The sequence below is a fragment of the Calothrix sp. CCY 0018 genome, from assembly GCF_963920925.1.
In the GTDB taxonomy this organism is placed as follows: Bacteria; Cyanobacteriota; Cyanobacteriia; order Cyanobacteriales; family Nostocaceae; genus Rivularia.
The window spans coordinates 1-1,855 of the sequence record NZ_CAWUDI010000108.1; the positions used below are offsets into that span (position 1 = coordinate 1).

Genomic DNA, 1,855 nt, shown 5'->3' on the forward strand with positions numbered 1-1,855 from the left:
ACACTGAGAAACTGCTTCCAGAGTAAACTTAGGTAGCACCCAAAGTCTAACTCTCGCTACGGATGTCAAAGTCCGTCTACCCAGTAAGCCTAAGTCTAAGCTTAGATTGCTGGCTACTTTTCTTAAAATATTTGCTGAACCGTTTAAGTCCGCGTTCACAATTGAGCCATTGGAGGATTTATACAAGCCGCGTTTTACACGTTTACGGTACGGCTTTCCACCCCTCCGGTTTTTTGCCGAATTGAGGCAGGGAGTCTCCATCTAAGTAACTGGCTTTTGAAGTATAAGCTTCTTCCGTCTCTTGAAACTTAATTCCGTACAACTCGCAAAGCTGCTTCAATCTATCTTTCAACTTCCCTAACGGCATTTGAACAAACTTTTGGTTGTTCAATCTACCCATATTGGCGTTAGATTTAAAGCCTTCGTTCCAACCAATAACTAAATTACCAATACCGTATTTTAAGCAGTGGTTAATAATTATTTTGGCAGCTTTGTTAATGCCATCTCTCATTTGATGGTTACGTTTACGAGTTATTTTATCTAACCATTTATCCCAATAATTCTCTGACTTCGACGCTTTTCTAGTTGCTACTTTTTTATTCCAAAGTTGATTCATTGCCTTCATTGCACGAGCATCAACTAATAAGGAGTTGCCCAAGGTATCAACACAAGCTGCTAAATTATCGGCGGCTCCCAAGTCGATTGATAAAGCTTGACTGAAATCTAACTCAGCTTTAACAGTATCAACTTCGTAAGATAACTCTAAATAAAATGCACCGCTTTTAGGAAGAATAGTAAATTCTTTAACTTTGTTAAAATCAATATTCGTGGGCATGGGTAAAAAGAATTCTTTAACCCCAAACCAACGTTTAACAGTTAATCCTAACGAGAATCTTAATCTACCATCAATTAATTTAGGCTTTTGACCGCCAGAATTAGGGTACGCAACTTTGAATAGTTTTGAACCTTTTAAATAACTTGGCGGCTTAGGCTTAAAGTGTAGCTGACCTTTAAAAAATAATTCTCTTAACCCTTTATAAGATTTAAAAGCTTCAGCGACAGACATTAAAGTTTGCTGCATAGGTGTTGACGGCATTGACTGAGCTAGTAACGTTTTTGCTACTGTTGATTCAAAAGCTAAATCAAACTTACCTGTTAGCAACTTCCCAGTTTTAAAGAAAATTTGACGCGCAAAATAAATGCCGCAATTATAAAGCTTACCAGATTGTTGACAGAGATATTCTATCAACGCCTCGGTATCTTTATCTAAATGCAATAGAACTTGCTGTATACCAATCTTTTTCTTAACCTTATCCACTGATTCGACCTCCCGTGTTTTGTTGACATATATATACTAATCTACTAAAATTCTGTTTGTCAATAGGTACTGAGTAAAAAACAAATTATTATGTTAGCTGTTAACGAATATAAAACTCACAACCACGTTAAATTCTTGGTTAATTACCATTTCGTTTGGATACCTAAAAGAAGAAAGCGTGTTTTAGTAGGGGGTGTAGCAACAAGACTAAGACAAGTATTCGCAGAATTAGCTGTAGAGAAAGAATGGGATATTTTGGCTTTAGAAGTAGCGCCAGACCATATTCATCTATTTGTCAGTGTAAAACCTACAGATACACCACACTTAGTAGTTAAAGCGTTTAAAGGTCGTTCGAGTTACATACTGAGAAAGGAGTTCCCAGATTTAAAGAAACTCCCATCGTTATGGACAAATAGTTATTTTATTAGCACTGCGGGCAACGTTTGCAGCGAAGTAATTAAGAAATATATCGAAGACCCACATCACGGATAATTGAAAATACTACGGCGGTTAAAACCGCCCGTGTCGCTTTCCTCT

The 1,855-nt window shown here is 37.1% G+C and carries 2 protein-coding genes; one reads left to right on the forward strand and one right to left on the reverse strand.

Annotated features, from left to right (window positions below; all coding sequences use genetic code 11):
- Nucleotides 1-202: 202 nt before the first annotated feature.
- Nucleotides 203-1,318: an RNA-guided endonuclease InsQ/TnpB family protein gene (locus ACM03V_RS34320; protein WP_414625285.1), complete on the reverse strand. Its 1,116-nt coding sequence runs from the start codon at nt 1,316-1,318 to the stop codon at nt 203-205.
- 90 nt (nt 1,319-1,408) lie between these two features.
- Between ACM03V_RS34320 and tnpA the strand changes: the two genes are divergently transcribed.
- Nucleotides 1,409-1,810, forward strand: coding sequence for an IS200/IS605 family transposase (tnpA, locus tag ACM03V_RS34325; RefSeq protein WP_414625286.1), 402 nt, complete (start codon nt 1,409-1,411; stop codon nt 1,808-1,810).
- Nucleotides 1,811-1,855: the final 45 nt, after the last annotated feature.